Raw genomic sequence first — 25,162 nt, 5'->3', positions numbered from 1 at the left:
GCCCCGGGCTGCGGCCTACTGGGTGAGCCGCAGCTGGCCGATCCCGGCGCCGATCCGCTCGAAGACGTCTTCCAGATCCGTGCCGTCGCTGGTCTCGAAATGGCCGCTGCTCGTCGCGCAGGGCTCGATATCGGTCGTGTCGGCGACGTCGAGCGCGATTACCCAGATCGTCATTCCCATCGATTTCGCCTGGCTGCATGCGGACTGGAACCGGGCGACATGCTGGGCATTCAGTCCGAGCGTCGAATCGACGCGATCGTCCTCGTCGTCGACGCCATAAGCGGAGTAGGCGCTCCCGCTGGTCGAGATGATGCCGTCGGTCATGAACACGATATGCTTGCTGACCGGTATCCCGTTATAGGTTTCCGGGTTGGATGACGCGAACATGCCGGTCGACGAGAGAAAACGGGCGCCCCAGATCAGCCCGACATCGTGATAGGTCGAACCGTCGACATATCCGGTTACCGTATCGACCATGCTCTCATAGGAACTGGCGCTCGCATATTCGGCGAGCTGCCGCGCCGGCCGCGGACAGGCGGACGACGACTCCGCCTCTTGGGCCGAGGTGTCATACGGCGCCCATTGCCGCGCCGCATCGCTCGTCGATACGATATCGATATCGTCCCGGCTCACATCGGTCGAAATGCTGATCGGCGATCCGCTGCGGCCGATCGTCGCCCGCTCCTCGATGCAACCGTCGCTGGTATTGCTCGAATACGATCCATGGCCCCGCCAGGAACTCAGCCAGGAGCTGCTATGGTCAACTTCGGCCAGGACATATTCGTTGCCGGTGCAATCGTCATAATACCCGTAATACCAGTGATATTTCTCCACACACAGGCCAGTATCCTGTTGGTAATCGGCGGGATCACGGATCCAGCCGGAATCAAGCGCACGCCCGACATTCGCCGTGACCGAATAGGGCATGAAGCCGTACCGAATTCGGGTATTCGCACCTCCTCCTGAAAGCGCGTTGTAAAGTCCGACGGCGCCGTCCCGCAGCCGGCCGATCTTGGAGTTCGACTGCTCCCACCAACAGCTCGAGACACCGGGATTGCATTTCATCGACCCGGTTACGTCGAGCACGAGCATGATATCGGCATTGCCGTGATCCTGGTCGGCGTTGCAGGTCACGCTGATCGGAAGCTCTGCCATGCCGAACAGGGACATCAGCGATGCAGGTATGTCGGCGCTGGCCGTCACTTCGACCGTCGAACTGTCGCTCGTGCTTTGCGCGATGGTTCGCACGATATTTTGCGCATTCATCGTCGTCGACGGAAAGTTGAAATCGAAGAAGCGCTCGCCTTCGGCTTGGGCGTCGCTGTCGAAGATCGCGCCCGTCATCTCGCGGCGGGCGGCCAGGGCCGCGGCGTCGCAGGCGTTCTGGAGCTTGGCCTGCGCCATATAGGCGCGGCTCATGTCGAGCCCCGATCCGATCATGGCGGCGATCGGGATCATCGCTGCTGCCGTCAGCGCCAGCGTGTTGCCGCGACTGTCCCGGCCCAGTCGCGCCAGGAAAGCGGTGGATCCGGATTCTGAATGAAGTTTGTCGGCAGTCGGTGGGCGAAGCATCGATATCCCCGTGGGTCGGACATTGTGTCCCCCCACGGGACGAGAGGCATCTAAATCGGATACGGTTAATTTTGCGTTTCAACGCAGCGAGATGGCGTCGAGACCCTTCACCGGACAGACTTGCGTCAGCAGCTGGCGACAGTCAGGCTTTGGGTATTGGAGATGTCCTGATTCGTGCGATCGCGCACCGTGAAGGCACTCTCATAGCGGATTTGTCGGGTGCCCAGGATGCCGAAGGTCGGAAGTAGCGGCTGATAATCGTACGTCACCTCGACGAACATCACGGCGGTACCATCGGCCGATGTGATTTTGTTGCCCGCCGGCCCCATGCCCAGTTCAAGCGAATCGTCCGTGCGGCCGTCGTCCTCGACGCCATAGGCCGGCGTCGCGGTCGTCAGCTGTCCCATGCAGCGCTGCCAGTTGATCATCTGGCCTTCGTCAGAGCCCGACTGATTGTTGGGCTGCAACGAGGAGAGGACGACGCGCCCGTTTTGCGTGAAGTCGATGGAATTGCCGACCAGCGCAGCCCCCGCGAAAACTTCCTGAATGTTGGCCTCATCGATCGTCGTGTCCACACGGCCGGCATTGTCGGCGACCGTCATCGCAATCTGGCTGACCCGGAGGTGCGCCAGCGCGTAATTCGCCGTTTCCAGCCCCCCGAAGATCAGCGCCAGCAGAATGGGCAGCGAGAAGGCGAACTCGATGAGCGCGACACCCTCGCTGTTCTGCTTCAGCTTGCGCGCCTTGGCAAAGCGGTCGAGAAATTTTCTGGTCGTCATGGTCCGCACACCGTTGGAGGAATGGCTTGGTCGGCAAAAGGCTGGTTGCGGACCGCTGCCCGGGCGTTGATCGTATAGTTCGCCGGAACGCCGATCAGCGTCATCACCGGCACGATGCGCGGCATGGTGATCGTAACGTCATAATAGACGATATCGTCCGCGCCACCCTGGCCGCTGGCGCCGGCGCTGAGGTCGAATGCGCCGTTGCTGTTGATATCTTCGAAGCAATCGCCGTCCGCCGAATCGTATTGGCCATTGCCGTTAACATCGGTCAGCAGCTTCTCCGCGTTCCCGACGCCCGAAAACTCGTAGAAATTCGTCTGATTAATGGTGTAGCTTGCATTACGGGCGATGTTGTTGACGCGGTCCTTGATCGCATTCTCGATCCGCTCTTCCGTCGTCGTGCCGGTATAGCCAGTGAAATCCGGCGTTTCGACGGTCGCCGTGCGGGCCACATCGTTGAGCACGCCTTGAAGCTGGGCACGAACATAAGACTGGTAGCCGAGATCGAACGCGCCGAGCAGGACGATCATCAGGGGCACGACGAGGAGGCCGAACTCCGTGGCCGCCATGCCGCTTTCGTCGCGGCGCAGCTTGCGGGATATGGTTGCGAATATCCTCATTGGGTCAGCCTCAACCGTCCGATACCGGCGCCGATCTGCTCGAAGACGGATTCCAGATCCGTACCGTCGCTGGTGTAGAAATGGCCGCTGCTGGTGGCGCAGGGTGCGATATCGGTGGTGTCGGTCACGTCGAAGGCGATCACCCAGACCGTCATGCCCATCGACTTCGCCTGAGAGCAGGCCGAAAGGAAACGTGCCGAATGAAGACCGCGCAAGGCATTATTACCGCAGCCCGAAATTGGCGCTGCCGTACCGGAAATCCGTGGTTCCTGGTCATGCACGCCATAGGTCGAATAGATGCCCTGGCTGGGGCACATCTCCCCGTCCGTCAGGAAGACGATATGTTTGGCCACTGGCACACCGTTGAAGGTTTCAGGGTTATCCGAGGCAAACATGCCAGTGGACGATATGTAGCGGGAAGCCCAGATCAGCCCGATATCGTGATAGGTGTTGCCGCTCACATAGCCCGTAGTGGCATCGATCGCGCTCTGATAGGCGCTTTCGCTCGCATATTCGGCCAATCGACGGGCCGGCCGGGGACAGCGACTATTGCTCTCGCCATGGGTCGCGCTGGCGTCATAGGGCGCCCACTTCCGATCGGGATTCGACGTCGACACCAGATCGAGATCGTCGCGGCTGACGTTTGTCGAAATACTTATCGGGCTGCCGCTTTGGCCGATCGTGGCGCGTTCTTCGATACAACCGCTGCCGACATTGGTGGTATAGCTGCCGTTGCCACGCCAGTCGTCCAGCCAGGAACTGCTGTGATCGACTTCCACCAGTTCGTATCCGTTGCCGGTGCAATCCCACTCCTCGTCGTCTGCATCCCACACGCAAATGTTCTGCAGATATTCGGCGGGATCGCGAACCCAGTTCAAATCGAGATCGCGGCCGATATTTACCGACTGGGAATAGGGAATGAAGCCATAGCGCGTGCGGGTGTTCGTTGCCCCGGCCAGCGCGCGATATAGGCCGATCGCACCGGTACGCAGCCGGCTGATCTTTGAAGAACCGCCCGTGCTCGGAGAACTGTTCATCGATCCGGTCACGTCGAGCACGACCATGATGTCGTTGTTGCCGTAGTCCTGGTTTGCGTCGCATTCGACCGAAATCGGAATGAAATCCTTGCCGAACAGAGCCATCACCGATGTCGGGATATCGGCGCTTGCCCTTACCTCGACAGTCGAACTGTCGGTTGTGCTTTGCGAGATCGTGCGGGTTACATTCTGCGCGTTCATCGTCGTCGACGGAAAGTTGAAATCGAAGAAGCGCTCGCCCTCGGTGCGGGCGTCCGCATCGAAAACGGTGCCGGACATCTCGCGGCGCGCGCCGAGCGCAGCGGCGTCGCAGGCATTCTGCATCTTCGCCTGCGCCATATAGGCGCGGCTCATATCGAGACCGGAGCCGATCATGCCGGCGATCGGCACCAGCGCCGCGCCCGCCATGGCAAGCGTGTTGCCGCGGCTGTCGCGCCGCAGACGTGCGAGAAAGGAATTCGGTTTCGCGACTCGGCGCGAAGCTATCTTTTTCAGCCACTTACCCATTATTGTCCCCTGCCTAATCGGCATAATTCACCCACGTTCAAGATCGTTATGAACGGACAAACTTAAGTAGATGTCTCGCGGTAGGGTTAACGCGATGTTTGCCATACCGGCGGATGGCACTAGGAGCGCTTACGATGACTGACAGGCTAGCCGATCCGGAGCGCGAGCTCGCACTAAGCTACGCACCCGCAACGAACGCCGGACATCTGCGGACGCTCTGGATGGTCGACGAGAGGTTCGGAGCGATCGTGGCGGGCACGAGCGACGCGACCATTGGGGAAATGCGGCTGCTCTGGTGGCGGGAGGCGCTGACGGAACAGGACGGCGACCTGCGTGCAGAGCCGCTTCTGGAACGCGTTGCGGAAACCATAGCGGCAACGGGCGCCGACGGCGCGGAATGGGGCAAGATGGCCGAAGGATGGTTCGCCCTGCTGCAGGAGCCGCTCGAACCGGCCGATCTGCGGCGGTTCGCCGACGAGCGCGGCGGCCGGCTTTTCGCGCTGTCCGCAAAGCTGCTGGCGGCGGACGTGCCCGGCTTCGTGGTCGAATCCGGCCGTGCCTGGGCCCTGAGCGATCTGGCCTGCCGGACAAGCGATCCCGATATCGCCGTCGACGCCCGGGCGATGGCGCGTGCTATCTTTGCCGAAGCGGATCCAAAGCCCTGGCCGCGCGCCTTGCGGCCGCTGGGTGCGCTGGCCGTGCTGGCGCGAAGGGATGCGGCGGCGGACGGCCGTCGCCAGGGATCTCCGGCGCGGGTGGGACGAATGGTCTGGCACCGGCTTACTGGGCGTTAGCGGGCTTTGTGCATCGCGCCGAACGCGCTAGGATTGCCGACAGAGGAGGCTGCCCATGGGACGCTATTTCGCGGGAGCGGTATCGGCGATGCTGCTGATCGGCGCGGGATTGTTCGTCTGGGAAAGCATTGCCCAGCAGGATGAACCGCCGCCGCCCGTCGCGCCACCGCCCGAGATCGAACTGCCCGATCCGATGACCGCCGCCGAACCCCAGGGAACCGGACCGCCGCCACCCGAAGCCACCGAATTGACGCGCGAGCAAAGGCGATTCGGCCGCTATGACAGGGACCGGGACGGCACGATCACCCGGACCGAGATGATGAGCAGCCGGACGAACGCCTTCCGCCAGCTCGATACGAATGGCGACAACTATCTGACCTTCGAGGAATGGGCAGTGCGGACCAGCGAGCGATTCGCGAGCGCGGACGCGGACGGATCGGGCGCGCTGACGCCGCAGGAGTTTGCGACAACGCGGCAGCGACGGTCGGGCGCCAGCCGCTCCCGCTGCAATTGTTAAGTTGACGCGGGCGTTCAAGCGCGAAACAGATCGGGTATGCGAACTTTTTTTCCTGCCTGCGCAGCTATGTTTGCGCTCCCGTTCATGCCCGCTCTGGCGTTTCACCAGGTCGATGCGCTGGAAGTACAGCCTTATGTGGCCGAACTCTCCGTCTTGCGCGGCGATCCACGGATGGAGGCCGCCTTCGCCCATATTGCCGACAATTACGAAGCGCGGCTGCAGGATCTCGTCACGCTGACCGAGATCCCGGCGCCGCCCTTCGCCGAGGAAGCGCGCGGCGCAGCCTTTGCCGATATGATGCGCGCGACCGGTTTCGGCGATATGACGATCGACGAGGTCGGCAATGTCGTCGCCCGGCGGGCCGGCGTCGCCGGCGCGGGAAGCGTGATGATGGTCGCGCATCTCGATACCGTGTTTCCGGCCGAAACCGATGTGACGGTGCGGATCGAGGGCAATCGCTATACGGCGCCCGGCATTGGCGACAATACGCGCGGGGCGATCATGATGCTCGAACTGGCGGCGGCGATCGCGGCCGCGGACATCAGAACCGAAAAGGACATCATCCTGGTCGGCAATGTCGGCGAGGAGGGGCTCGGCGATCTGCGCGGTGTCCGTCATCTCTTCCGCGACGGCGCAGAGCGCCCGGACAGCTTCATCGCGATCGATGGCGGGGACGAGGCGCGGCTCGTTATCAGTGCCGTCGGATCGAACCGCTACCGCGTCACCTTCAACGGCCCGGGCGGTCATAGCTGGGGCGATTTCGGCGACGGCAATCCGCATCATGCCGCCGCCCGCGCGATCACGCGCTTCGTCAACGCGGCGCGGCCCATCACGCAGGAAGGCCCGCGTTCGAGTTACAATATCGGCCGGACCGGGGGCGGGACCTCGGTCAATTCGATCCCGTTCGAAAGCTGGTTCGAGGTCGATATGCGATCCGGCAATCCCGAAAAGCTCGCTGCCCTCGACGCGGTTTTCCAGCAGGCGATGAACGAGGGGCTGGAAGCTGAGAATGCGGTGCGCGGGGACGGGGATCTTCTCACCGTCGAGATCGAATCGATCGGTCAGCGGCCCGCGGGCGAGGGCGATCCTGCATCTCCGCTCGTCCAGCGTGCCCAGGCCCTGCTACAGGCCGAAGATGTCGAGCCGCAATTGGTCGCGTCCTCGACGGACTCCAACATCCCGATCTCGCTCGGCATCCCGGCGATCACGATCAGCCGCTGCGGCACGAGCGCGCGGGCGCACTCGCTCGACGAATACTGGATCGACGATGGCGTAGTCCCAGCGTGCACGATGCGCGGGCTGACCCTGCTGATAGCCGAAGCGGGGCTGGCTGCGGATTAGGCGGCGGCCTTTCGGTCGATCTGGCCCAGCCAGTCGGCCATTGCGGTCCGCGCGCGGAACGTCATCGCTTCCTTGCGCTGTTTCTTGTGGACCCGCTCGGCAAAGGGCGGGAACAGCCCGAAATTGACGTTCATCGGCTGATAGTCGCGCGCGTCGGCGCCGCCGCTGATATGCCCGAGCAGCGCTCCCAATGCGGTTTCGGGCGGGGGAGGGGCGAGCGTTTCGCCGCGCAACTCGGCCGCCGAATAGCGTCCGACCATCAGCCCGACCGCCGAACTTTCGACATAGCCTTCGCACCCGGTGATCTGCCCCGCGAACCGGATATGCGGCGCGCTTTTGAGGCGCATCTCGCTGTCGAGCAGTTTCGGCGAGTTGATGAAGGTATTGCGGTGCAGCCCGCCCAATCGCGCGAACTCGGCCTTTTCGAGCCCCGGGATCGTCCGGAACAGCTCCACCTGCGCGCCATGCTTGAGCTTCGTCTGAAAGCCGACCATGTTCCAAAGCGTGCCGAGCGCGTTGTCCTGGCGCAGCTGGACGACCGCATAGGGCCAGCGGCCATTGGGGAATTCGGGCGTGGCGCTATGCGGATTGTCGAGCCCGACCGGCTTCATCGGGCCATAGCGCAGCGTATCGACGCCGCGCTCGGCCATCACCTCGATCGGCATGCAGCCTTCGAAATAGGGCGTGTCCTTTTCCCAATCCTTGAATTCGGTCTTGTCGCCGTCGAGCAAACCCCGATGGAAGGCGAGATATTGCTCCTTGTCCATCGGGCAGTTGATGTAATCGTCGCCGTCCCCCTTGTCCCAGCGCGAGGCCATCCAGCAGATGTCCATATCGATACTGTCCTTGTGGACGATCGGGGCGATGGCGTCGAAAAAGGCGAGGGCGTCCGCGCCCGTCGCCGCGCCGATGCTTTCGGCCAGCGAGAGCGCGGTCAGCGGGCCGGTCGCGACGATCGTGGGGCCGCTGTCCGGCAGCGTGTCGATCCGTTCGCGGACGATCTCGATATTGGGATGCTCGGCCAGTGCCTGCGTTACGGCATCCGAAAAGCCGTCGCGATCGACGGCCAGCGCAGAACCGGCCGGCACCTTGTGCGCATCGCCGCAATGCATGACGATCGAGCCCAGATCGCGCATCTCCTGATGCAGCAGGCCGACCGCATTGCGCTCGGCATCGTCGGACCGGAAACTGTTCGAGCAGACCAGTTCCGCCAGCCCATCGGTCTGGTGCGCGGGCGTCATGTCGCCCCCATTGTCAGCAGAGGCGCCGCGCATCTCGGAAAGCCGCACTTTCACGCCCTGTTCGGCGAGCTGCCAGGCGGCTTCCGAACCGGCGAGTCCGCCGCCGATGATATGGATCTGATGGTCGTTCATTCGTCTTACGTTCGCAAAGTTCCAAAGGTTAACGGCGCTGCGTTGCCTTGCCTCGATCGATGGTTACAAGTGCATGGCGCAACAAGGGGCCTGTAGGACAGTATGACCGAAGAATCATCCTCAAAAGCGGGCGATCTCGCGCCGGCGGTCCTGGTCATCGCGCTGCTTGCGGGACTCAGCTATTATCTGGCGACGCGGTTCATGGAGCCGTCGGCGCTGCTCATCGCGTGGAAGGGAGCGGGCGTCGGCCTGCTTGCGGTCTGGGCGGCGATGCAGGCGCGCAGTCTCGATGGCTGGCTGCTGGCGCTGGTGATGGCGCTCGGCGCGACCGGCGATGTGCTGCTCGATGCGGTCGGCACAGTGCAGGGCGGCATGGCCTTCATGGCCGGCCATCTGATCGCGATCACGCTCTTTTTCCGCAATCGCCGCTCCGAAACCACGCTCAGCCAGAAATTACTGGCCGTCTTGCTTGTTCCCGTCGTGATCTGGCTCTCCTGGACGTTTCCGGCGGATCGGGGAATGGCAAGCGGCGTCGCGCTCTACGCAACGCCGCTCGCCTTCATGGCGGCGCTGGCGTGGATCAGCCGCTTCTCGCGCTATCTGACGGGTATCGGCGCGCTGCTGTTCGTGGTGTCCGACCTGCTGATCTTCGCCCGGATGGGGCCGCTGGCGAGTTCGCTTGTTCCCGGCCTGCTGATCTGGCCGCTCTATTTCACCGGCCAGGCGATGATCGCGATCGGCGTCGTGAAGACACTGGCCGGGCGGGACCCGGCCTAGGCCGTCGCGCCGGCTTCCATATCCTCGCCTTCGCAGCCGAGCAGCGCGACGAATTTTTCCGCGTTGATCGCGACATCGTCCTCGCCGATCTGGTCGAAAGGGTCCTCCAGATGATCCTGGATATTGGCAAGACCGACCAGGATGATCGAGAACAGGATCGGCATCACATAGACGAGTGCCAGTGAATAATCCGCCGCCTCATGCGCGAAATAGGGGCCGTAAAGGACGGGCAGCGTGACGATGAAGAAGTCGCTGAACGCGTTGAGCGTACGCGGCGTGCGATACTGGTAGATATGTTTGATCTGCTCGAACGAGACGATCATCTTGCTGATATACTGGTTGCAGCGCGAGCATTCGCCCGAGGCGAGGCCTTCGTTGCGCATGCTTTTGACGAATTCGGAGAGTTCGGAAAAAGCGGCATAGACCTGTTTCTCATGGTCGGCCATTTCGCTGACCGGACTCTTGAACATGTCGCGGCACGCCTTGAGGAGGTGACCCAGAACGGTCTCGATGCGCCGCAGCCGATCCCCGTCGCGTTCGGGCAGCCAGTCGCGCGCTGCGAAATAGATGGCGCGGCCATGCGCCTTGATGATCCCGTAATCGTCGAGCGCCTTTTCGCGCCGCTTGAAGGCGTGGCCGATGGCGAAGACGATCGGAAAGACGATCGCCGTCGCGATCAGCGTCAGCGGGAAATTGCCGGTGATGCCGTATCGCAGGCAGAACCAGGTCGAGAGCACCGCCAGGCCGCTGACGAGCAGGCTCCTCATATCGATGACTTTGCCGATGACGAGCATATTGCGCATGTGAGCCGTTCCCCCGGTTTTCCGCTCAAAGCAGAATAGCGGGCGATTATCCGGCTTGGCGATATGCGCCTATCGTCGTCCTGTGGAGTAACCGGTCATCGCCCTCATAGCCGCCGGTGGCCTTGTGCAGCACGGAGCGGTTGTCCCACATGAGAAGCATGCCGGGTTGCCATTTGTGGCGATAGACGAAGCGATCCTGCGTCTGCCACGCATAGAGTTCCATCAGCAGGGGCAGGGCATCCCGCTCGGCCAAGCCGTCGATACCCGCGATATAGCCCACCGTGCCGTAGATTCCCGTACGCCCGGTTTCGGGATGGTCGCGGATGACCGGATGAAGCTGCGTCGCCTTGGCATCCTCGGAGGGGCGGATATCCATCGAACGGCCCGCGTCCTTCTCGCCGTACATGCCTTCGGGCGCATAGGCGTTTTTCGCCGAATGGATCGCCATCTTGCCGTCGAGCCGCGCCCGCAGATCGTCGGGCATCGCCTCGAACGCTGCATGCTGGTCGGCGAACAGGGTATCGCCGCCCTCGGGCGGAATGGTGATGCCGTACAGGCAGGTACCGGCGGGGGGATGCTCCTGGAAGCTCCAGTCGGTATGCCAGTTTTCGGCGAAGAGCGGGGCCGTCTCGCCGGCATCGCGCTGCACCGCGATGATATGTTCGCGGCCCGGGATCGGCGCGATGAACGGATCCTCGCCGAACGGGCCGAAATAGAGCGTGAAGCGTTCCAGGTCGTCGTCGGTCAGATTCTGGTCCGGAAAGGCGAGGACATGATGCTTGAGCCAGACGGCGCGGATATCCGCCACGACTTCATCTGTCAGAGGTTGCGAGAGATCGACGCCCGTGACGGTGGCGCCGCAGGCCTGGCCGGAAGGGGTGATATCCATGACAAAACTCCGATCGGGGTGAGCTTGTCGAAGCCCTGCACTTTCTCATACGCTCGGTCAAAGTGAAGAACGACCCTTCGACAGGCTCAGGGCAAGCGGATTAATTCCAGAGTTACTTGTCGGCTTCGATCTCCGCCACCACGGCCTCTTCCGCCGCGTCCTCGGGATCTTCCTCTTCGTCGATCAGCGCGACGCCGACGACCTTTTCGCCCTTCGCCACGTCGAGCAGCGTCACGCCCGCCGTGCTGCGGCCCATCACGCGGACATCGCTGACGTTCATCCGGATGAGCTTGCCCTGGTCGGTGATCAGCATGACCTGGCTGTCGTTGCTGGCCGGGAAGCTCGCCACGACTTTGCCGTTGCGCTTGATATTGTCGATATTGACCACGCCCTGGCCGCCCCGCTTGGTGACGCGATATTCATAGGCGCTCGAACGCTTGCCGTAGCCGTGGGCGCAAACCGTGAGGATGAACTCCTCGGCCGCGATCATCTTCGCCATGGTTTCGGGCGGCAGTTCGGGCTCGTTGTCGTTGTCCTTCCAGGGCGCGGCCTTCAGATAGGCGTCGCGCTCCTCGATCTCGGTGCCCGTCGCACCCATGACCGATAGCGAGATGACCTCGTCGTCGTCCTTGAGCGTCACGCCACGCACGCCGGTTGCGGTACGGCTTGCAAAGGCGCGGACATCGGTCGCCGCGAAGCGGATCGCCTTGCCGTTGCGCGTAGCCAGGAGGACGTCATCGCTTTCCTGGAGCAGCGCCACGCCGATCAGCTTGTCGTCGCTGGGCGTTCCATCCTTTTTGGGGGCGAAGCGCATCGCGATCTTGCCGTTGGACGGAATGTTCTCGAACGCATCCATCGAATTGCGCCGGACGCTGCCCTGCGCCGTGGCGAACATCACGTGCAGTTTTTCCCACCCGGCCTCGTCCTCGGGAAGCGGCAGCACGGTGCGGATGAACTCGTCCTCGGCCAGCGGCAGCAGGTTCTGCATGGGCCGGCCCTTGGTCTGCGGCCCGCCCTCGGGCAGCTTCCAGACCTTCATCCGGTAGACCTGCCCCTTGTTCGAGAAGAAGAGCACGGGCGTATGGGTCGAGGTGACGAAGAGCCGCGTGACGACATCCTCGTCCTTGGTCGCCATGCCGGCCCGGCCCTTGCCGCCCCGCTTCTGGGCGCGGAACGTCGCGAGCGGCGTGCGCTTGATGTAGCCGGAATGGGTCACCGTCACGACCATCTCTTCGCGGGCGATCAGATCCTCGTCTTCGATATCGAAATCGCCGGCCGTGATCTCGGAGACGCGCGGCGTCGCATATTGCTCGCTGACCTCGTCGAACTCGGCTCGCATCACGGCATAGAGCTTGGCCCGGTCGCCGAGAATGTCGAGCAGTTCGGCGATCTTCTCGGCCAGTTCCTTGAGCTCGGCGCCGATCTCGTCGCGGCCGAGCGCGGTGAGGCGATGGAGGCGCAGTTCGAGGATCGCGCGCACCTGCGCATCGGACAGCTGATAGGTGTCGCCTTCGACCGCCGTTTCGACGGCCTCGACAAGCTGGATATAGGGGCGAATCTCGGCGATCGGCCACTCCCGGGCGCGCAGGGCGGCGCGCGCCTCGGCCGGGTTGGACGAACCCCGGATGATCCGGACCACCTCGTCGAGATTGGTGACCGCAACGACCAGCCCGAGCAACAGGTGCGCGCGCTCGCGGGCCTTGAACAGCTCGAACTTGGCGCGGCGGGTGATGACCTCCTCGCGGAACTGGATGAAGGCTTGGATGATGTCGCGCAGCATCAGCGTTTCGGGTCGACCGCCGCGGATCGCCAGCATATTGGCCGGGAAACTCGATTGCGCGGGCGTGTGCCGCCAGAGCTGGTTCAACACGACTTCGGGGGTCGCGCTGCGTTTCAGTTCGATCACGACGCGAACGCCGTCCCGGTTCGATTCGTCGCGAATGTCAGAAACACCCTCGATCCGGTCGTCCTTTGCCGCTTCCGCGATTTTCTCGACGAGCCCCGACTTGCCGACCTGGAAGGGAATGGACGTAAGCACGATCGCCCGTTTGTCGCCCGCTTTTTCTTCTATCTCGTGCCGCGCGCGCATGATGATCGACCCGCGGCCCGTCTCATAGGCCGCGCGAGCACCCGACCGGCCGAGAATCAGAGGCGCCGTCGGGAAATCGGGTGCCGGCACGATTTCCATCAGCTCGGCATTGGTGATCGCCGGATTGTCGATAAAGGCGCGGCAGGCATCCAGTACCTCGCCGAGATTGTGCGGCGGGATATTGGTTGCCATGCCGACCGCGATGCCGCCCGCTCCGTTGACGAGTATGTTCGGAAAGCGGGCGGGAAGCACCTGCGGTTCGGTGGTCGAGCCGTCATAGTTCGGCGTGAAATCGACCGTATCCTTGTCGAGATCGTCGAGCAGCGTCATCGCCACCTTGTTGAGCCGCGCCTCGGTATAGCGCATCGAGGCGGGCGGATCGGGGTCCATCGAGCCGAAATTGCCCTGGCCGTCGATCAGCGGAACGCGCAGCGACCAGTCCTGCGTCATACGGGCCAGCGCATCGTAAATAGCGCTGTCGCCGTGCGGGTGGTAATTGCCCATCACGTCGCCGACGATCTTGGCCGATTTGCGATAGGGACGCCCGGCGACGAAGCCGCCTTCCTGACAGGCATAGAGGATACGGCGATGGACCGGCTTCAGCCCGTCGCGGACATCGGGCAGCGCGCGCGCCACGATCACCGACATCGCATAGTCGAGATAGCTCGACTTCATCTCGTCGACGATATTGACGGGGCTGATATCCGACGGACTCGCCATGGTAATCTGCTCGTCGCTCAAAGCGTCACTTTCCTCTGTGAAATAATTGCGGAAACCCTAGCAAAACTGCTGGAAATTGGCGAGCCGAAAGCCCGATTTATCCACAGATGAGATGGGGTCGATTAAGGGGCGATTTCCTCGCCATCCCAAGCGAAAATATGTCCGCTGTCGGCCGGCTTCAACCCGTCCAGCACATCGAGCAGCTGGAGCGCGGCGCGCTCGGCATCGAACAGCTGTTTCGACGGCACGTTGCGCTGGAAGGGCTGGCTGAGTGCGGTGTCGACGGTGCCGGGATGCAGACCCACGACGATCGAGCGGTCGTTCTTGCGCTTCTGCTCGATCGCAAGGTTGCGGATCATCATGTTGAGCGCGGCCTTGGAGGCACGATAGCCGTACCAGCCGCCCAGCCGGTTGTCCGATACGCTGCCGACCCGAGCCGAAAGCGCGGCGAAGACGGCACGGCCCTTCGCGGGCATCAGCGGTAGAAAATGCTTGGCGACCAGCGCAGGCCCGATCGTGTTGACCGCGAAGTTGTGCGTCAGCCAATCGGCATCCAGATCGCGCATCGCCTTTTCAGGGCCGGCCTTGCCGTCGTGGAGGATGCCGGTGGCGACCAGGACGAGCGAAGGGGCGGGGGCACCGGCAAACCGCTCGGCCGCCGCGGCGATGCTCGTTTCGTCTTCCAGGTCGATATGCGCTTCGCTCTCGGACGATCGCGCCAGCCGGACCACATGTTCATGCGCGCCTTCGTCTTCGAGCGCGTCGGCGAGAGCGCCGCCGATTCCGCCTGACGCGCCGATTACGACCGCGCTGCCGGTCATCGCCGGACGAAGCGCCAGCTATTCTCGTCGGAACCGTCTTCGACGAACCGGTAGCCGTCGCTGTCGAAGGATTTGAGGGCTTCGGGGTCTTCCAGCCGATGCTCGCAGATATAACGCGCCATCATGCCGCGGGCCCGCTTGGCCTCGAAACTGTTGAAGCGGAGGCCCTTTGGGCCTTCCTCGCGGAAATCAATGGTTATGACGCGCGCCGCCTTGACCGTGCGCGATCGCTCGACCGCCGCCCAATATTCGTTGCTCGCCAGATTGACGATCACACCGGACCCGTCGGCCTCGAGATCCTCCGCCAGCAGGCCTGCGATCTTGTCGCCCCAGAAATCGGTCAGCTTCTTGTAGCGGGGTGCCCATTTGGTCCCCATTTCGAGCCGATAGGGCCGGATCGTGTCGAGCGGCCGCAACAGGCCATAGAGGCCGGACAGGATGCGCACATGATCCTGGGCGAACCGGATCGCTTCCTCGTCGATCGTCTTCGCCTCGAAGCCGACATAGACGTCGCCCGAAAAGGCGTAGATCGCGGCGCGTTCCGGCTGTTCCCAAAAATCGCGGTACCGGCCATGATTGAGGTCGATCAGCTTGTCCGAGACGGGCATGATCTCCTGCAGCCGTTTCTTCGTGAGATTCGAGGCGGCGGAGACGAGCCGCTCGGTTTCTTCCGAAAAGCGCGGCGCTGTCGATTCGAGCGCCGGAAGCTCGCTGTTGAAGTCGAGCGATTTGGCGGGGGAAATCAGAGCTAGCATCGGGTCCGGTTAGCGGTTTCACAGGGCCGCGTCAAAAGCGCCTTACGCGCTTGTAAACACACGGTTCAACCCGCATTCAGCGTCTTTCGGCCATAAACAATTCACATACGCGCAACTTGTGCCGCGCTTCATCCGTTAGTAGCAGGATATCTAACCGTAACGTGCTTAATGCGCGGGAACTTGGGAGACACAATTTCATGAAAATGGTTTCGACTTATACACTGGCTTTGGCGTTGGCCGTATCGGGTAGCGCGGTGGCATGGACATCGCCCGCGGAAGCCCAGAATTACGGCACACCGCCCGCTCCGCCACCGCAACAGTCGAGCGATCGTCGCTCGACGGCTTCGAGCGAAGGCGAGGTAGCGGAATTCGACCCCGGCGAGATAAGCGATGGCGTGCGCGCGGCCGTGGTCGCCGCGCAGACCGCTCTCGAAGCGGAAGAGGGCGCCGGGCCGGTCGATACGGCCGCCGTCCAGTCGCAACTCGAGGCCGCGGTGCCGCTGATCCAGAATCAGGACGATCGCTTCATCATGGGCCAGCTCATGTTGCAGCTGGCTGCGAAAATCCAGCAGCAGGGCGGCGCCAACGAACAGATTCAGCCGGTCCAGCTGCAGGGCCTTCGTCTGGCGCTCGACAGCAATCGGGTGGCGCTCGAACGCCGTCCCACTTACTGGCTGGCGATCGGCAACGCCGCGAACAGCGCAGGCGACAATGCCGGCGCGATCGAGGCCTATCAGAATGTGCTGCGCTATGATCCCGACAATGCCGACGCGCTGATCCAGACCGCCCTTGCGCATTTCAATACCGACAATCGCGCCGCCGGCTATGAGAGCGCGGCTGCGGCGTTCGCGGCGCTGCGGGCGGCGGGTCAGGAAATCCCGTCGAGCTGGCATACCGTGCCTTTCCGCGCGGCCTACCAGACCAACGATGTGCCGCGGGTCGTACAGTTCGGCACCGCACTGCTGGCCTCGCACCCTTCGCCGCAAAACTGGAACGAGGTGCTTCGGGTCTACCAGACCGCGGGACGGCTTGAGGATCAGCCCAACCTTGACCTGTTGCGCCTGATGCGGGCGACCAACGGTCTGGATGCGGCGAGTATCAACGAATATGTCCGTCTGGCAGCCCAGCGCGGGCTCCCGCGCGAAGCGCAGAATGTCTATACGGCAAGCGTCGCGGGCGGGGCGATCCCGGCCAATCAGGAGATCGCCACGGAGCTTACGTCCAATGTCACGGCCGACCAGGCCGGGCTGGCGGAGTCCGAGGCTACCGCGCGCAGTTCGGCGGCGGGCCGTGTCGCGCTCAACACGGCGGATGCTTATGCGTCGTACGGCGAGAATACGAAGGCGCTCGAACTGTACGATCTCGCGCTCGAAAAGGGCGGGGTCGATACCGGTGTCGTCAATCTGCGCAAGGGAGCGTTGTTCTATTCGATGGGACAGACGGCCGAGGCCCGGGCGGCGTTCGAGGCCGTGACCGGCGACCGCGAACCCCACGCCGCCTTCTGGCTGCAATGGCTCGACGAGCAGGCCGGTGCAACGGCTGCGCCGGCGCCCGCCGAACCCGCAAGCGCCGAATAGACCGGCGCGCAGGACAAGCGGAAGAATTATGGGGACGGCGCGATGGAGTCGCCGTCCCCATTTCTTTATGCGCTTGAAAAGACCGACATTAGATCGAGGACAGGGATGGTGAAGAAACTGACCGGACTGGCACTTGCGGCGGCTGTCGCCGTGTTCGTGCCGATGGGAACGCCGATTGCCGCGCAGCAGGCACCACTGGCTTATGAACTGACCCAAGACGTCCGGAGCGCTGCGGAACAGGCGCAAATTGCCATAGCCCAGGGCAATTTTCCGTCTGCATCGGCCTATCTCAATCAGGCGGCTGCCGTCGCACAGACCGACGGGGATCGCTACGTCATTGCAAGCCTTCAGCTCGAAGTCGCCAACCGGACGTTCAATACTGCAGCGCAGGTCGCAGCGATCAATACGCTGCTTGCCAGCCCGTTGGTGAGCACCGAACAAAGTGCCGAGCTCTATTATCATCGGGCGCGTATTTCCTATCACGCCCAGAATGGCGACGCGGCCCGAGCGGACCTCCAGGCGGCTATCGACCGCGGCACGAGCAATCCGCAGATATTTATCGCCATGGCAAGCCTGACCGACGAACGCGGGGATCATGCGGGTGCGCTCTCGCTGGTCGAGCGGGCGTTCGCGATCCATCGGACGGCGGGCATCGCAATCCCGGCGGACTGGTACCGGCGGGCTATCCATTTCGCGCAGGAACTCGAAGACACCGCGCGCGTCGTCACGCTCGGCCAATCGCTGGTGGCCGAGCATCCAACCCAGCGCAACTGGCGCGACGTTCTTGTCCAGCATCGGGCCGCCTATTCCACCGATCCCGAGGCGGCGCTCGATCTATGGCGGTTGCAGGACGCGGCCGGCGCGCTCACCGGCGAGTTCGACTATCGCGACTATGCGCGGGTCGCGCACGGCCGGTCTTTACCCGCCGAGATCGAGCGTATCGTCCAGGCGGGCCGGTCCGCGAACGTCCTCGATGGCGGCAATGCCGAGATCGCGACCCTCGATCGCGGGACGACTCGGGCGGCGCAGGCGTTGCGTTCGGCCCTGCCGGGGCGCGCCGGTTCTGCCGCAAGCGCGGCGACGGGCGAAAATGCGATGGCCGCAGCCGACGGATACATGTCGCTGGGTGACCATGCGGCCGCGGCTCCACTCTATCGCATGGCGGCGGAAAAGGGCGGGGTCGATGTCGAACTCGCCAACGTGCGGCTTGGCATCGCGCTTGCGCGGAGCGGCGATGCCGCCGGCGCCCGGGCGGCTTTCGACCAGGTCACCGGTTCGCGGGCGTCGATCGCGCGGCTGTGGGGAGTTTACGCCGCCTTGTCGCAACCTGCGGCGCCACAAGTGGCGCCGACGCCGGAACTCACGGTCCAGCCGGAAACCCCCGGCACTTAACTTTCGGTATCGACGGGGACACCGGGCAGCGATTTGGCGGTGCGAATGGTTAGCGACGTTTTCACGCTTTCGACATTCGGAATCGTCGTGAGCCCCGAGGTCAGGAAGTCCTGAAAATGCTGGAGATCGCGGGCGACTATCTTGAGGATGAAATCGATCTCTCCGTTGAGCATATGGCATTCGCGGACAAGCGGCAGCGAGGCGATATGCTCCTCGAACGCGCGCAGATCGTCCTCGGCCTGGCTTTTCAGGCTGACCATCGCGAACACCGTGATGCCGTAACCGAGCGTCCGCGGGTCAAGCTTGGCGTGATAGCTCTCGATCGCGCCGCTGTCTTCGAGCGCGCGGACTCGCCGAAGACAGGGTGGCGCCGTCAGCCCGGCGCGGCGCGCCAGCTCGACATTTGTAATGCGTCCCTCGTCTTGCAGCGTTGCGAGAATAAGGCGGTCAATGTCATCGAGCGCGGGCGATGCGGATTTCATAGTCTAATCCTTCAGAAAAACTGCTTCTGTTATAATTATATGTCCCGCAAAAGCAATTGTCCCAGTATCGCACGGATCGAAAAGACAGCTTTCGTTAACCATAGGCGAGGGCTATCTGAAATGATGGTGTTTGCGAGGGCGGGCGGCACCTGGAGCGAGGATCCCGATGCGATTTGACGATATGTTGGCGACGGTGATGGCGCAGCCGCGCGATACGGCCGCCGCGCGCATATCGCTCTGGCGCCAGCTTGTCGATGTGCTCGCACAGCGCGAGGATGTCGCGCTCGATCCCGAACATGTGCATGCCTTTGCGCTGCTCGACGAATGGCAGCGGGACGTGCCGTTCGAAGTCCGCCTTGAGGCCGCGCGGTCGTTGGCCGGCCGCCGGATTCCAGCATGGCTGTGCGCGCATTTCGCCGAGGACGCCCCCGAAATCGCCCGGCCGGTCTTGCTCGGGGCACTGCTCGATCCGGAGGACTGGATAGAGCTGCTTCCCCAAATGCGCGGCAGTTCGCGGGCGCTGCTGCGGCATCGCGGCGACCTCGACCCCCGGGTTGGGGAAGCGCTTGGCCGGTTCGGAGCGGCCGATATGGTATTGGAAAGCCGGAACGAAAAATCGCGAGCGCCGGCGGCGGATATCCTTGAACTCGGCCCTTCGGATGCGTTACCAGACCTGCCGGAAACCGATGCCCCGTCGGGAAATTTCGAACAGATCCGCACGCTCGTCGAACGGATCGAAGCATTTCGGAAAACGCGGGAAGGGGATACGGCGGCTGCGCCGCGCATTCCTGTCCGGGAGTTCCGGTTCGAAGCCGGTCCGGACGGTGTGATCCGCTGGGTCGACGGCGCGCCCCGGGGCCCCTTGATCGGCCAGACGATAGCGTTCAGCGCCGACGCGCTCGATTTCGGGGTCGACGGGCATGCGGCGGGCGCATTCCGGCAGCGCGCCCCGTTCCGCGATGCGCGCCTGGTCGTGGCGGGGGATGGGTCCGCTTCGGGCGCCTGGCGTATCTCCGCCGTCCCGTTTTTCGGTGAAGAGGACGGGCGCTTCGCCGGGTATCGCGGCATGGCGCGTCGTCCGCGTCGCGAAGAGGAGGCGACAACGACGGCCGCGCCGCCGGACGGTCTGTTCGGTTCCAATCTGGAGCCCGATTCGCTGCGGCAGCTCATTCATGAACTGCGCACCCCGCTCAACGCGATTATCGGTTTTGCGGAGATGATCGATGGTCAGCTGCTCGGTCCCGTGTCGGCGATCTATCGCCAGCGCGCGTCTGGCGTCGCCGAAGAGGCCGCCCGCCTCCTCCAGTCCATCGAGGATATCGATACCGCGGCGCGCGCCGAAACCGACCGGCTGAACTTCGATGTCGAAACGGTGGAAATGACCGGGATCCTGCAGCGGTTGCACGATGCCTATGTCGAACAGGCCGAAGCGCGCGGCGTCAATCTCGCGATCCGTATCGAGCAGGATCTGCCGTCGCTTACCGCCGATCCGATCGCCATCGAGCGGATGGTCGAACGGCTGCTGTCGTCCACGGTCGGCCTCGCGGCGGCGGGGGAGACGATTCTCGTCGTCTGCATGCGGGACGCGAGCAGGGGCGGTATCGCCATCGCCTTCGATCGGCCGGCGCTGCTTGTCGGACAGGAGGAGGACGCCTTGCTCGACCCCGGCTATTCGCCGGACGGCGACTGGCCCGACGCGCCCGCGCTCGGGCTCGGCTTTGCGTTGCGGCTTGTGCGGAATATCGCCCATGAGGCGGACGGCGAACTCGATATCGAGCCGGACAAATTTGTCCTGCACCTGCCGACAAAAGATGCTAGCGCCTTGCCGGGTGAACGGGGCAGATAGAGACGAAGAGTCGGCAATCCCGGCCGAGGACATGGGCGAGCGCCGGTCCGGCCGCATCGACCGGCCGGCCGACCCCAAGGCCCATGCGGCCCTGCCGGACGATTTCGGTCAGCATTATGTGATTTTCGTCGATACCGAAGAGGAGTTCGACTGGGAGCGGCCGTTGAGCCGCGACAATGTCGCGGTCACGGCGATGGAGGGACTGCCCGAAGCCCAGCGCTTCTTCCGCGAGGCTGGCGCGCTACCGGCCTATATGGTCGACTATCCCGTCGTCGATAATGACCGCAGCGCAGCGATCATCTGCGAGATGCATGCGCAGGACGGCTGCGAGATCGGAACCCAGCTGCACCCCTGGGTCAATCCGCCGTTCGAGGAGGCGGTGACGGGCTTTACGAGCTTCACCGGCAATCTGCCGCTTGACCTCCAGCGCGCCAAGCTCGAGCGGCTGACAGAACGGATCGCCGAAAGAGTTGGCGAGCGGCCGACTCTCTACCGTGCCGGGCGGTACGGTATCGGCGAGCACAGCGCCCGGCTGCTCGAGGACACCGGTTATCGTCTGGATACCTCGGTTCGCGCGCTGTTCAGCTATGCGCGGGAAGGCGGGCCCGATTTTTCGCGCTTTCGGACCAATGCCTTTTGGGCGGGCCCGTCGCGCACTTTGCTCGAACTGCCGTTGACGTCGACCTTTATCGGTCCGCTGCGGCGGTTCGGCATGCCGTTATTCGCCTGGGGCGAGAATTTCCCCCTCTGGCGGACGCTGCTCGCGCGGACCCGGCTGCTTCAACGGGTGTCGCTGACGCCCGAAGACTATCCGCTCGATCTCGCACTCGAAGCGATTCGACGGCTGATCGACGATGGTCTGCCCGTGATCGGCCTGTCCTATCATTCGCCGTCGGTGGTGCCGGGACACACGCCCTATGTGCGCGACGCGGCCGACCTCAAGGCCTTTTACGCGTGGTGGGACGGAGTCTTCGAGCTTTTTGCCCGGCACGGCGTCACCGCCGTCCGCGCGCGCGACATCGTCGCGGCGGCTGACCGGGCTCGGACCGACCCAGCCCGTTCCGCTTAACACGCGAATAGCCGCTTGCCTTGGGCGACCGCGTTTGGCAGGGCGATGCCGCTGAACCGGTGGGGCCTGTAGCTCAATGGTAGAGCCGGCCGCTCATAACGGCTTGGTTGGGGGTTCGAGTCCCTCCGGGCCCACCAATTCCGGCATTGCCCTTGGTGTCCGTACGGCCTAAGGGCGCTCTTCCGGTCGGGGAGTGGCGCAGCCTGGTAGCGCATCTGTTTTGGGAACAGAGGGTCGCAGGTTCGAATCCTGTCTCCCCGACCATTTTCTGAGGCTTTCGACGGATGAGATCGTCGATGCCGTTCCGTCTTAGCGAGATGCGGCGGTTGGAACCTGCACTGATCCCGGTGTACCGGCAGTGCTCGCAACGGGCGATAGCGAGCGGCGTGTTGAACCCGCGTCCTGGCGACGATAGTCTCGCACCTCTTCTTCTACTGGCGAACGCCGGCGCATGGGAAAAACGAATATGGAGAACCGGGTGAATAAGAAGCGCTCGCATGAGCCATTTCGCGCGCCCAGCCGAAATTTGTTTTCCGACCCTGAACTTGCGTTGTTTTCGGAGAAGAAATTCAACGTAGTCGATGGGGGCGCCGCTGGCGAAATGTTCGCGCCCTTCGATGCAACGCCCGAAGATATATGCGTATATTCGTTCGAGCCCCGGGCCACTGAATCCGAGCGCGATCATATGCATAAGCCCATGGGCGGAGGCATTTGGTCGGAGCAGACTCGAAAGGCGCTACACGTCGCAAAAGTGCCGGAAACGTCCTCGATATATCCCCCCAATATACCACTCCTGCAATATTTCGAGGATCGCTACGGCGCTCCGCCCCGAGAGACCGAGAAACGTATCGAGGTCGAGCTGTTCTCAATCGATGCTGCGGTCGAGCAGGGATTAATGCTGCCGCCAAATTTCTTGAAACTCGATGTCCACAGTTCCGAATATGAGGCGCTCATAGGGGCGCAAAACAGTCTCTCCGAATGTCTCGGTGTGCTGGTCGAGGTTTGGCACCTCGAAGTCCACAAGGGTCAGGCGTTGTCAGGTAAAGTCGAAAAGTTCCTGAACGACGCGGGATTCGTGCAGTTTTCCAGCCGGCAAAATATTTCCTGGTTCCATTCGTTCGAGGGCCAGACGCTCGCGAGCGACCGCCCGCACGTCGTCGGCGCGGAGAATCTTTATCTTAGGTGGGATCCGCCGGAGCATCTGGCTGCGGCCCATGTCGCCTTGCTGGAGCTTTTCGGGTTCTCCGCACTGGCTCGGCGCCGCTTGACCGAGGATAGTGGCGCCATTCCGCCCGATCTTCGGTTGCGGATGATCGCCGCGCTTGACGAGAATATCCGGGTGCGAGAGGCCGAGGCGAAAGAAGCGGCGAGACAACAGCGGTTGGAAAAGAAGCGATACAAGGCTTTTCTAGCCGCTCGCTAGGCTTTGCGCAGGGTGGCCGGTCCGAATCCGGGTTACTGGCCAGTTCGCCGGCACGGGCATTCGGCTAAGGAAAACTGGCGGCTATCGAAAACGGGCAAAAAGAAAGGGCGCTCCCCATGGGGGAACGCCCTTTCGAAACTGTTGGTTAGCCGGAAGGCCAACCGCTGGATTACATGCCTTCTTCGGCCATCTCTTCGTCGACAGCGTCTTCGGCTGCGTCGGCGGCTTCAGCGCCTTCTTCCATCGCTTCTTCGCCTTCGGCCATGGCTTCATCCATGGCTTCTTCGCCTTCGGCCATCGCTTCTTCAGCGGCTTCTTCCGTTGCTTCGACGGCTTCGGCGCCTTCGTCAGCGGTTTCCGTGGCGGTTTCGCCGCATGCGGCCAGCGCGAACAGGCTGGCGGACGCAAGCGCAAAGCTAAGTTTCTTCATTATAAGTGCTCCCATAGCAATAAATCAGGGCCTGGCTCTGCGCCAATCCCAGCGCGCTGCCATAGCGTCCCTCCACGGAACGTCAACTTGTAATTGCGGGGCCGTATCGAAATGAACCGGATTTTTTGCTGCAGCGCAACACGTGTTTTTCGCAGTTACTCGGCGGTTTGAGCCGTCATGGTTGCAATATCGTTATTCGCCATGACTGCCAGCATAACGATCCACGCTGCGACATTTTGCCGCAGTTGCGCCGGATCGATCTTGTCGAGCGTGTCGTTGGTCGTGTGGTGCAGATCGAAATAACGGGTGCCGTCCTGCTGAAGGTCGATCGCCGGTGCGCCGTTCCGGACCAGTATCCGGACGTCAGGACCGCCGGTCGCGGGGATGTTGCTGCGCGGAATGCCGAGCGGGGCGAGCAGGCGGCTCATCCGGTCGGCATCGCCGCTCGCGCCTTCCGGCAGCGCGAATTCGACGCGCCACACGCGGTCCGCGCCGAAATCGGATTCGGAAACGACGGCATGACGGTCCGCGCCGTGGCGCTCGAAATAGGCGGTGGCGCCGAACAGGCCGACTTCCTCCGCTCCCGCCCAGAAGAGGCGGATCGTCCGTCTCGGTTGAACGCCGCTCTCGAGGATGCGGTGCGCGGCGGCGGTGATGATCCCGCAACCGGCCGCATCGTCGAACACGCCGGGCGAAAGGTCCCAGCTGTCGAGATGGCAGGCGGCGAGGACGATATCCGCTTCGGGATCGCGGCCCGGTATCTCGGCGATCACATTGCCGGATTCCCGATCGCCGATCCATTGGGGCGTCAAGGTCAGATGCATGGTCACCGGACGCCCGAGCGCGACCATACGCTCGAGATTGTCGGCATCGGGATTGGACAGCGCGCCCGCCGGAATCGGCGTGACACCGTCGGCCCATGTCGTTCCGCCGGTATGGCCGCTGCGATGATCGGCCGTCCCGACCGAACGGATCACGATCGCCGCCGCGCCGCGCTCGGCGGCCAGCGACGGCGCGTTCCAGCGTGCTGGCCCGGCAAAGCCGTAGCCCGATCCGTCCTGGGCCGGCTCCATATGATGGCCGACATAGGCGATCTTGCCGGTAAGGCTGTCGATCGGCGCGGCCCGCAATTCCTCGATCGTTTCGAACGCCACGATCTCGGCGCGAAGGCCGGCCTCGCCGGTCGACCCGCTGCGGCCCAGCGCCGTCACGTGCATGGCTTGCGGGTAGGGCGACACGATCTCGGCAGTCTCCGCGCCGCGCACCCAGGTTGGCATCTGGAACGTCTCGATCCGGACATTGGAAAAGCCGAGGCCGGTCAGCCGTTCGACCGCCCAGTCGCGGGCACGCGCTTCGGCCTCGGTTCCGGCAAGGCGCGGGCCGATCTCGGTCGTCAGGCCTTCGGTGATTTCATAGGCGAGCGTATCGCCCTCCAGCGCGGCATCGCGCATCGCGGCGATTTCGGCGTCGCTGGGTTGCGCGAGGAGTGGCGAGGGAAGGGCGGCTGCGCAGAGCGCGAGGGGGAGGAGGATTTTTTGCATGCGCC

General features: G+C 63.3%; 22 protein-coding genes and 2 tRNA genes. 11 read left to right on the top strand and 13 right to left on the bottom strand.

Translation table 11 applies throughout. From position 1 onward, the window contains the following. Positions 1-15: 15 nt before the first annotated feature. The 4 genes from HFP57_RS03630 to HFP57_RS03615 all read right to left on the bottom strand — a co-directional run bounded on the left by HFP57_RS03630 (position 16) and on the right by HFP57_RS03615 (position 4,518). On the bottom strand, positions 16-1,572 hold the full coding sequence (locus HFP57_RS03630; protein WP_176868521.1) for a pilus assembly protein TadG-related protein: 1,557 nt from the start codon (positions 1,570-1,572) through the stop codon (positions 16-18). A 125-nt stretch (positions 1,573-1,697) separates the two neighbouring features. Then, positions 1,698-2,351 carry a TadE/TadG family type IV pilus assembly protein gene (locus HFP57_RS03625; protein ID WP_176868520.1) on the bottom strand — a complete coding sequence of 218 codons (654 nt, stop codon included), beginning with the start codon at positions 2,349-2,351 and terminating at the stop codon, positions 1,698-1,700. After that, complete coding sequence (locus tag HFP57_RS03620; protein ID WP_176868519.1) at positions 2,348-2,974, bottom strand: TadE/TadG family type IV pilus assembly protein; 627 nt, start codon at positions 2,972-2,974, stop codon at positions 2,348-2,350. Before HFP57_RS03620 ends, HFP57_RS03625 begins: the two co-directional genes overlap by 4 nt. Continuing rightward, positions 2,971-4,518, bottom strand: coding sequence for a pilus assembly protein (locus HFP57_RS03615; RefSeq protein ID WP_176868518.1), 1,548 nt, complete (start codon positions 4,516-4,518; stop codon positions 2,971-2,973). The genes HFP57_RS03620 and HFP57_RS03615 overlap by 4 nt, the downstream gene beginning before the upstream one ends. A gap of 134 nt (positions 4,519-4,652) precedes the next feature. On the opposite strand from HFP57_RS03615, the gene HFP57_RS03610 reads away from it, so the two are divergent. From HFP57_RS03610 to HFP57_RS03600, 3 genes are all read left to right on the top strand, one after another. Beyond that, entirely contained in the window at positions 4,653-5,312 is a 660-nt protein-coding gene (locus HFP57_RS03610) for a hypothetical protein (protein WP_176868517.1), read from the top strand. 55 nt (positions 5,313-5,367) lie between these two features. Then, the gene (locus HFP57_RS03605; RefSeq protein ID WP_176868516.1) at positions 5,368-5,829 is read left to right on the top strand and encodes an EF-hand domain-containing protein; all 462 of its coding nucleotides are present in this window, start codon (positions 5,368-5,370) and stop codon (positions 5,827-5,829) included. An 84-nt stretch (positions 5,830-5,913) separates the two neighbouring features. Beyond that, positions 5,914-7,170, top strand: coding sequence for a M20/M25/M40 family metallo-hydrolase (locus HFP57_RS03600; protein ID WP_176868515.1), 1,257 nt, complete (start codon positions 5,914-5,916; stop codon positions 7,168-7,170). Here the strand turns inward: HFP57_RS03600 and trmFO are convergent. Next, complete coding sequence (trmFO, locus tag HFP57_RS03595; protein WP_176868514.1) at positions 7,167-8,543, bottom strand: methylenetetrahydrofolate--tRNA-(uracil(54)-C(5))-methyltransferase (FADH(2)-oxidizing) TrmFO; 1,377 nt, start codon at positions 8,541-8,543, stop codon at positions 7,167-7,169. The genes HFP57_RS03600 and trmFO overlap by 4 nt on opposite strands. A gap of 102 nt (positions 8,544-8,645) precedes the next feature. Between trmFO and HFP57_RS03590 the strand changes: the two genes are divergently transcribed. Then, positions 8,646-9,320 carry a lysoplasmalogenase family protein gene (locus HFP57_RS03590; protein ID WP_176868513.1) on the top strand — a complete coding sequence of 225 codons (675 nt, stop codon included), beginning with the start codon at positions 8,646-8,648 and terminating at the stop codon, positions 9,318-9,320. On the opposite strand, the gene HFP57_RS03585 is transcribed toward HFP57_RS03590, so the two are convergent. The 5 genes from HFP57_RS03585 to yaaA form a co-directional block, all read right to left on the bottom strand. After that, a complete protein-coding gene (locus tag HFP57_RS03585) occupies positions 9,317-10,123 on the bottom strand; it encodes a hypothetical protein (protein WP_176868512.1) in 807 nt (268 codons plus the stop codon). The two genes, HFP57_RS03590 and HFP57_RS03585, sit on opposite strands and share 4 nt — an antisense overlap. A gap of 46 nt (positions 10,124-10,169) precedes the next feature. Further along, positions 10,170-11,012 carry a TauD/TfdA dioxygenase family protein gene (locus HFP57_RS03580; RefSeq protein WP_176868511.1) on the bottom strand — a complete coding sequence of 281 codons (843 nt, stop codon included), beginning with the start codon at positions 11,010-11,012 and terminating at the stop codon, positions 10,170-10,172. Positions 11,013-11,124: 112 nt separating this feature from the next. Then, positions 11,125-13,821 carry a DNA gyrase subunit A gene (gene gyrA, locus HFP57_RS03575; RefSeq protein WP_218135065.1) on the bottom strand — a complete coding sequence of 899 codons (2,697 nt, stop codon included), beginning with the start codon at positions 13,819-13,821 and terminating at the stop codon, positions 11,125-11,127. 122 nt (positions 13,822-13,943) lie between these two features. Then, on the bottom strand, positions 13,944-14,642 hold the full coding sequence (locus HFP57_RS03570) for an SDR family NAD(P)-dependent oxidoreductase (protein ID WP_176868509.1): 699 nt from the start codon (positions 14,640-14,642) through the stop codon (positions 13,944-13,946). Beyond that, positions 14,639-15,397 (bottom strand): peroxide stress protein YaaA, encoded by a 759-nt coding sequence (gene yaaA, locus HFP57_RS03565; RefSeq protein ID WP_176868508.1) that lies wholly within the window; start codon positions 15,395-15,397, stop codon positions 14,639-14,641. Before yaaA ends, HFP57_RS03570 begins: the two co-directional genes overlap by 4 nt. Positions 15,398-15,594: 197 nt before the next feature. On the opposite strand from yaaA, the gene HFP57_RS03560 reads away from it, so the two are divergent. Next, positions 15,595-16,974 carry a tetratricopeptide repeat protein gene (locus HFP57_RS03560; RefSeq protein ID WP_176868507.1) on the top strand — a complete coding sequence of 460 codons (1,380 nt, stop codon included), beginning with the start codon at positions 15,595-15,597 and terminating at the stop codon, positions 16,972-16,974. A gap of 108 nt (positions 16,975-17,082) precedes the next feature. Further along, positions 17,083-18,366, top strand: coding sequence for a tetratricopeptide repeat protein (locus HFP57_RS03555; protein ID WP_218135064.1), 1,284 nt, complete (start codon positions 17,083-17,085; stop codon positions 18,364-18,366). On the opposite strand, the gene HFP57_RS03550 is transcribed toward HFP57_RS03555, so the two are convergent. Beyond that, positions 18,363-18,848, bottom strand: a complete 486-nt coding sequence (locus tag HFP57_RS03550; protein WP_176868505.1) for an Lrp/AsnC family transcriptional regulator — start codon at positions 18,846-18,848, stop codon at positions 18,363-18,365. The two genes, HFP57_RS03555 and HFP57_RS03550, sit on opposite strands and share 4 nt — an antisense overlap. A gap of 166 nt (positions 18,849-19,014) precedes the next feature. Between HFP57_RS03550 and HFP57_RS03545 the strand changes: the two genes are divergently transcribed. The 5 genes from HFP57_RS03545 (at position 19,015) to HFP57_RS03525 (ending at position 23,186) form a co-directional block, all read left to right on the top strand. Further along, positions 19,015-20,694 carry a histidine kinase dimerization/phospho-acceptor domain-containing protein gene (locus HFP57_RS03545; RefSeq protein WP_176868504.1) on the top strand — a complete coding sequence of 560 codons (1,680 nt, stop codon included), beginning with the start codon at positions 19,015-19,017 and terminating at the stop codon, positions 20,692-20,694. Then, positions 20,660-21,763 carry a polysaccharide deacetylase family protein gene (locus HFP57_RS03540; protein WP_246263319.1) on the top strand — a complete coding sequence of 368 codons (1,104 nt, stop codon included), beginning with the start codon at positions 20,660-20,662 and terminating at the stop codon, positions 21,761-21,763. The genes HFP57_RS03545 and HFP57_RS03540 overlap by 35 nt, the downstream gene beginning before the upstream one ends. A gap of 62 nt (positions 21,764-21,825) precedes the next feature. Continuing rightward, a tRNA-Ile gene (locus HFP57_RS03535) sits at positions 21,826-21,900 on the top strand. 50 nt (positions 21,901-21,950) lie between these two features. Next, positions 21,951-22,027: transfer RNA gene (locus tag HFP57_RS03530), tRNA-Pro, on the top strand. A 214-nt stretch (positions 22,028-22,241) separates the two neighbouring features. Further along, positions 22,242-23,186 carry an FkbM family methyltransferase gene (locus HFP57_RS03525; RefSeq protein WP_176868503.1) on the top strand — a complete coding sequence of 315 codons (945 nt, stop codon included), beginning with the start codon at positions 22,242-22,244 and terminating at the stop codon, positions 23,184-23,186. A gap of 169 nt (positions 23,187-23,355) precedes the next feature. Here the strand turns inward: HFP57_RS03525 and HFP57_RS03520 are convergent, their stop codons facing one another. Both HFP57_RS03520 and HFP57_RS03515 read right to left on the bottom strand, forming a co-directional pair. After that, entirely contained in the window at positions 23,356-23,616 is a 261-nt protein-coding gene (locus HFP57_RS03520) for a hypothetical protein (RefSeq protein WP_176868502.1), read from the bottom strand. A 155-nt stretch (positions 23,617-23,771) separates the two neighbouring features. After that, on the bottom strand, positions 23,772-25,157 hold the full coding sequence (locus HFP57_RS03515; RefSeq protein WP_176868501.1) for a M28 family peptidase: 1,386 nt from the start codon (positions 25,155-25,157) through the stop codon (positions 23,772-23,774). Between the last annotated feature and the right edge of the window lie 5 nt (positions 25,158-25,162).

Source organism: Parasphingopyxis algicola (assembly GCF_013378075.1).
Classification (GTDB): Bacteria; Pseudomonadota; Alphaproteobacteria; order Sphingomonadales; family Sphingomonadaceae; genus Parasphingopyxis; species Parasphingopyxis algicola.
The sequence above is the reverse complement of the archived record's forward strand: the minus strand, read 5'-3'. Positions and strand labels throughout refer to the sequence as shown.

Bases quoted from the DNA above. Each gene is read 5' to 3' on its own strand.
- HFP57_RS03630 (WP_176868521.1), bottom strand. From the start codon at position 1,572: ATGCTTCGCCCACCGACTGCCGACAAACTTCATTCAGAATCCGGATCC.
- HFP57_RS03625 (WP_176868520.1), bottom strand. From the start codon at position 2,351: ATGACGACCAGAAAATTTCTCGACCGCTTTGCCAAGGCGCGCAAGCTG.
- HFP57_RS03620 (WP_176868519.1), bottom strand. From the start codon at position 2,974: ATGAGGATATTCGCAACCATATCCCGCAAGCTGCGCCGCGACGAAAGC.
- HFP57_RS03615 (WP_176868518.1), bottom strand. From the start codon at position 4,518: ATGGGTAAGTGGCTGAAAAAGATAGCTTCGCGCCGAGTCGCGAAACCG.
- HFP57_RS03610 (WP_176868517.1), top strand. From the start codon at position 4,653: ATGACTGACAGGCTAGCCGATCCGGAGCGCGAGCTCGCACTAAGCTAC.
- HFP57_RS03605 (WP_176868516.1), top strand. From the start codon at position 5,368: ATGGGACGCTATTTCGCGGGAGCGGTATCGGCGATGCTGCTGATCGGC.
- HFP57_RS03600 (WP_176868515.1), top strand. From the start codon at position 5,914: ATGCCCGCTCTGGCGTTTCACCAGGTCGATGCGCTGGAAGTACAGCCT.
- trmFO (WP_176868514.1), bottom strand. From the start codon at position 8,543: ATGAACGACCATCAGATCCATATCATCGGCGGCGGACTCGCCGGTTCG.
- HFP57_RS03590 (WP_176868513.1), top strand. From the start codon at position 8,646: ATGACCGAAGAATCATCCTCAAAAGCGGGCGATCTCGCGCCGGCGGTC.
- HFP57_RS03585 (WP_176868512.1), bottom strand. From the start codon at position 10,123: ATGCGCAATATGCTCGTCATCGGCAAAGTCATCGATATGAGGAGCCTG.
- HFP57_RS03580 (WP_176868511.1), bottom strand. From the start codon at position 11,012: ATGGATATCACCCCTTCCGGCCAGGCCTGCGGCGCCACCGTCACGGGC.
- gyrA (WP_218135065.1), bottom strand. From the start codon at position 13,821: ATGGCGAGTCCGTCGGATATCAGCCCCGTCAATATCGTCGACGAGATG.
- HFP57_RS03570 (WP_176868509.1), bottom strand. From the start codon at position 14,642: ATGACCGGCAGCGCGGTCGTAATCGGCGCGTCAGGCGGAATCGGCGGC.
- yaaA (WP_176868508.1), bottom strand. From the start codon at position 15,397: ATGCTAGCTCTGATTTCCCCCGCCAAATCGCTCGACTTCAACAGCGAG.
- HFP57_RS03560 (WP_176868507.1), top strand. From the start codon at position 15,595: ATGAAAATGGTTTCGACTTATACACTGGCTTTGGCGTTGGCCGTATCG.
- HFP57_RS03550 (WP_176868505.1), bottom strand. From the start codon at position 18,848: ATGAAATCCGCATCGCCCGCGCTCGATGACATTGACCGCCTTATTCTC.
- HFP57_RS03545 (WP_176868504.1), top strand. From the start codon at position 19,015: ATGCGATTTGACGATATGTTGGCGACGGTGATGGCGCAGCCGCGCGAT.
- HFP57_RS03540 (WP_246263319.1), top strand. From the start codon at position 20,660: ATGCTAGCGCCTTGCCGGGTGAACGGGGCAGATAGAGACGAAGAGTCG.
- HFP57_RS03520 (WP_176868502.1), bottom strand. From the start codon at position 23,616: ATGAAGAAACTTAGCTTTGCGCTTGCGTCCGCCAGCCTGTTCGCGCTG.
- HFP57_RS03515 (WP_176868501.1), bottom strand. From the start codon at position 25,157: ATGCAAAAAATCCTCCTCCCCCTCGCGCTCTGCGCAGCCGCCCTTCCC.